Annotated in this window: 5 protein-coding genes; 4 read left to right on the top strand and 1 reads right to left on the bottom strand. The window is 71.9% G+C overall.

Annotation, left to right across the window (positions count from 1 at the left end; genetic code table 11):
* Nucleotides 1–1408, bottom strand: a 1408-nt coding sequence (locus A612_RS10865; protein WP_019374510.1) for a hypothetical protein, incomplete at its 3' end; no start/stop codon positions are given.
* 15 nt (nucleotides 1409–1423) lie between these two features.
* Here A612_RS10865 and A612_RS10860 point away from each other — a divergent pair.
* The 4 genes from A612_RS10860 to A612_RS10845 form a co-directional block, all read left to right on the top strand.
* Nucleotides 1424–1996: a 5-formyltetrahydrofolate cyclo-ligase gene (locus A612_RS10860; protein ID WP_019374509.1), complete on the top strand. Its 573-nt coding sequence runs from the start codon at nucleotides 1424–1426 to the stop codon at nucleotides 1994–1996.
* Nucleotides 1997–2036: 40 nt separating this feature from the next.
* Nucleotides 2037–2723: a glutathione S-transferase family protein gene (locus A612_RS10855; RefSeq protein WP_019374508.1), complete on the top strand. Its 687-nt coding sequence runs from the start codon at nucleotides 2037–2039 to the stop codon at nucleotides 2721–2723.
* A gap of 32 nt (nucleotides 2724–2755) precedes the next feature.
* On the top strand, nucleotides 2756–3553 hold the full coding sequence (locus A612_RS10850) for a metallophosphoesterase (RefSeq protein WP_019374507.1): 798 nt from the start codon (nucleotides 2756–2758) through the stop codon (nucleotides 3551–3553).
* Nucleotides 3554–3605: 52 nt separating this feature from the next.
* A partial coding sequence (locus tag A612_RS10845; RefSeq protein WP_040436644.1) for a tRNA nucleotidyltransferase/poly(A) polymerase-related protein occupies nucleotides 3606–4356 on the top strand: 751 nt, incomplete at its 3' end.

Below are 4356 nucleotides of genomic sequence, written 5' to 3'. Positions count from 1 at the left end.
GGTGCTGGCAGGCGAAGTCGGCCGCCGCCAGCAGCTCGCGCTCGGCCATGCCGCCGGGCGTGTGCAGGTTGGTCGCGTAGTTCCACTCGCGCACGCCCTCGCTGCGCAGGCCGAGCAAGATGGCGTAGAGCCCGCGGTTCAGACTGGGATTGGCACGTGCCGCGGCCTTTTCTTCGGCGGTCAGGGGCTCGGGCGGCGGTGGCGGCGTGACCGGCGTGCCCAGCTCCTCCAGCGCCAGCTGCTCGTAGAAGCCCGTCGTGCCGGCGATGCGCTCGTAGAGTTTCCTGGCCTGCGCCCGGTCCTCGTCGCCCGGACGGTCGGCCATGAACGCGCGGGCGCGCCAGTAGGTCCAGGCCGGGTCCTCGCGCGCGGCGGCGCTCATGGCGTCGATACTCCTGGCGACCGCCTTCCACTGCCCGGCGCGCAGCGCGGCGCGCGTCTTCCAGGCGAGCATCTCGTCCGTCAGGTCGGCATCGCGGCTGGCGCGGCCGAAGTAGCCCAGCGCGTCGGGTGACAGGCCAACGGCCGCCTGCTTGCCGATCACGCCCCAGACCCAGTTGCGCTCCTCAGAAGACAGGTGCACGCCCCATTTCCCGTCGAGCAGCCGCGCCGCGCCCGGCGCGTCCGACTGCGCCATGCGGATCAGCGCCAGCACCACCAGTTCCTGGCGCGCCCGCCCGGGGGCGGTGGCGCGCGCCGCCAGGTACTTGGCCGGCGCGGCGAGCGCCTGCTCGAGCTGGGCCACTGCCTCGGGCGCGACGAGGGTCACGGCCTGGCGCACGGCGCGCAGCCGGCCCGTGTCGGCCGCCAGGCGCGCGCGGCGCCAGACATCCAGCGGCTTGATCCGCCCGGCCGCCAGCATCTCGCCGGCAGCGTGCGCGCAGCCGTCGTCCGCATCGCGCTGGGCATACCAGTTCTGCAGTACCTCGGCGCCGGATTCCGCGTTGGCACGGCCCTGCATCAGGCGGATGCTCAAGTCGTAGCAGCGCACCTCGCGGTCGTCCTGCATGCGAAAGCCCGGCAGCAGGTCGGCAAAGCGTTCCCAGTCGCGCCGCTGGCCGAGCAGCAGCAGCCAGTCGTTGCGCAGCCGGTCTTCCTGGTAAGTGCCGGACCAGCGCTGCAGGAAGGCCAGCACCTCGGCCGGCTGCGCCTCTTCCAGGCGCGCGCGCAATTCCCAATACGCCGCCCAGGGCTCCAGCGGGTGCCCCTGAGCGGTGGGCAACAGCTGCGCCAGGCGCGCCTTGTCGCCGCGGCGGAAGGCCTTGTGCATCTCCAGCACGGCCTCATCGCCGGCCGCCACCTGCGCGGCGGCGGGAGCGATCCCCTGGGCGTGGACCGAAAGCGTGGCCGCGGCCAGCGTGGCGCCGGCCAGCAGCGGTGTCAAAATCCCGAGCCAGTTCGTCTTCATCCGGGAAATTATGTGATGGACAAAGCAGCCCTGCGCCGCACGCTGGTGAACCAGCGCCTGCAGATGCCCGACCGCCCGGCGCGCTCCGAGCGATTGCAGCGCGTGCTGCGCATCTGGTTGGTGGACAAGCCGCACACGGTGATCGGCGCCTACTGGCCGATCAAGGGGGAATTCGATCCGCTGCCCGCCCTGCACCGCTGGAAGGAAGACGGCGAGCTGCTGGACGAGCCCCAGCGCCGGCGCATCGGGCTGCCGGTGGTGGACAAGGTACGCAAAACGCTGAGCTTTCACGCCTGGTACCCCGGCTGCCCGATGGAGGAGGACGCCTACGGCATCCCCAAGCCCAAGGACACGGAAGTGCTGATGCCCACACTGCTGTTCGTCCCATGCGTGGGCTACGGGCCGGGCGGCTACCGGCTGGGCTATGGTGGCGGCTTCTACGACCGCACGCTGGCCACGCTCGAGCCCCGCCCGGCGACCGTCGGGCTGGGCTACACGGCCGGCTACCTGGACGATTTCGAGCCCGAGGCGCACGACCTGCCGCTGGACGCCATCCTGAACGACAACGGGGTGGTCTGGCCGGTCTGACGAACCCGGTTTTTCGTGTCCATCGCAAGGAGTGCCCGCCATGCTGCAGCTCTACATCGGCAACAAGAACTATTCCTCCTGGTCCATGCGCGCCTGGGTGCTGATGCGCCAGGCGGGCATCGCATTCGACGAGGTGCCGGTGCGCTTCGACAGCTTCGAGCCGGGCTCGCAATTCAAGCGCCAGCTGCAGTCCGTCTCGCCCACGGGCAAGGTGCCGGTGCTGGTGGACGGCGAGCTGGTCATCTGGGACACGCTGGCGATCGCCGAATACCTGGCCGAGACCCACCCGGACAGGCAGCTCTGGCCGGCCGAGCGCGCCGCGCGGGCACGCGCACGCAGCGTGGTCGCCGAGATGCACAGCGGCTTCACGGCCCTGCGCAGCGCCTGCCCGACCAACATCGAGGCACGGCTGCCGGAGGTGGGCGCGCTCATCTGGCGCGACCAACCCGCCGTGCGTGCCGACGTGCAGCGCCTGGTGCAGATGTGGGGCGAGCTGCTCGCGCAATACGGCGGGCCGATGCTGTTTGGCGAGTTCACCATCGCCGACGCCTTCTACGCGCCGGTGTGCACGCGCCTGGTGACCTATGCGCTGCCGCTGCCCGAGCCGATCGCCGCCTACGTGCAGCGCGTGCACCAGCTGCCGGGCGTGCGCGCCTGGGTCGAGGCGGCGCTGGCCGAGCAGGACTTCCGCGACTTCGAGGAGCCCTACCGCCTGGGGCGCGCCTGAGCGCCACGGACACGCCTGAGGGGGCACCCGCGATGAAACTGCACATCCTGTCGGACCTGCACCTGGGCGTGCAGGGCATGGAGCACCCGCAGACGGATGCCGACGCCGTCATCCTGGCCGGCGACATCGGCCGGCCGGCAAGCGCCGTGGAATGGGCCAGGGGCTTCGGCAAGCCGGTGCTCTACGTTCCCGGCAACCACGAGTTCTACGGCTCCAGCCTGGACGAGACGGTGCAGCAGCTGCACGAACTCAGCCAGGGCAGCGCCGTGCAGGTGCTGGCCAACCGCAGCGTCGTGCTGGACGGAGTGCGCTTCGTGGGCAGCACGCTGTGGAGCGATTTCCGCATCTTCCCCGCGGGGGAGGAGCGCGGGCAGGCGATGGCCCGGAGCCAGGAATTCATGCGCGACTTCAGCCGCATCCGCCGCGGCGATGCGCCGCCCGGCGGGCCGCTGTTCACGCCGCAGGATGCGGTCGCGCTGTTCGATGCCAACTGCCGCTGGCTGGCTGGGGAACTGGCGCGCCCGCACGCCGGGCCGACCGTGGTGGTCACGCACCACGCCCCCTCGCCGCGCAGCATCCATCCGCGCTTTGCCGGCTCGCCGATCAACGGCTGCTTCGTCTCGGACGCGGAGGCGCTGGTGGCCGCCAGCGGCGCCCGCCTGTGGGTGCATGGCCACACGCACGACAGCTTCGACTACCGGCTGGGCGCCACGCGCGTGCTGTGCAACCCGCGCGGCTATGCCAGGGACGGGGCGGTGGAAAACCCGCTCTTCGATCCCTGCCTGGTGGTGGATGTGGCCGAGGCAGCCCTGGCCGCCGAGCCCGCTTGACGTGACCGCCCGGCCTGCACCTGCGCCCGGAGCGCCCGCCAGTACGCGCGGGCTGCAGGTCTACATGGTCGGCGGCGCGGTGCGCGACCGGCTCCTGGGGCTGCCGGCGGGCGACCGCGACTGGGTGGTGGTGGGCGCCACGCCCGAGGACATGGCGGCGCGCGGCTTCGTGCCGGTGGGGCGCGACTTCCCCGTGTTCCTGCACCCGGAGACACACGAGGAATACGCGCTGGCACGCACCGAGAGGAAGAGCGGCCGCGGCTACCGCGGCTTTGCGGTGCACGCAGCGCCCGAGGTGACGCTCGAGGAAGACCTGGCGCGGCGCGACCTGACGATCAACGCCATCGCCGCCCCGGCCGGCTGGAGCGGTGCCGCCGGGGAGGTGCTGGACCCCTACGGCGGGGTGCGCGACCTGCGCGCCGGCGTGCTGCGCCATGTGACCGACGCGTTCCGCGAAGACCCGGTGCGCATCCTGCGCGTGGCGCGCTTTGCCGCGCGCTTTTCCGACTTCCGCGTGGCGCCCGAGACCCTGGAGCTGATGCGCGCGATGGTCGAGGAGGGCGAGGCGGACCACCTGGTGCCCGAACGCGTGTGGCAGGAGCTCTCGCGCGGCCTGATGGAGGACAAGCCTTCGCGCATGTTCGAGCTGCTGCGCGCGTGCGGGGCGCTGGCGGTGCTGCTGCCCGAGGTCGATCGGCTGTGGGGCGTGCCGCAGCGTGCCGAATACCACCCGGAAGTGGACACCGGCGTGCACGTCATGATGGTGCTGGACATGGCGGCGCGGCTGGACGCGCCGCTGGCGG

This window comes from Melaminivora alkalimesophila, assembly GCF_000282995.1.
In the GTDB taxonomy this organism is placed as follows: Bacteria; Pseudomonadota; Gammaproteobacteria; order Burkholderiales; family Burkholderiaceae_C; genus Melaminivora; species Melaminivora alkalimesophila.
The sequence above is the reverse complement of the archived record's forward strand: the minus strand, read 5'-3'. Positions and strand labels throughout refer to the sequence as shown.

What these genes read in the sequence shown, in the direction of transcription:
- A612_RS10850 (WP_019374507.1), top strand. Translation starts at nt 2,756, where the DNA reads ATGAAACTGCACATCCTGTCGGACCTGCACCTGGGCGTGCAGGGCATG.
- A612_RS10855 (WP_019374508.1), top strand. Translation starts at nt 2,037, where the DNA reads ATGCTGCAGCTCTACATCGGCAACAAGAACTATTCCTCCTGGTCCATG.
- A612_RS10860 (WP_019374509.1), top strand. Translation starts at nt 1,424, where the DNA reads ATGGACAAAGCAGCCCTGCGCCGCACGCTGGTGAACCAGCGCCTGCAG.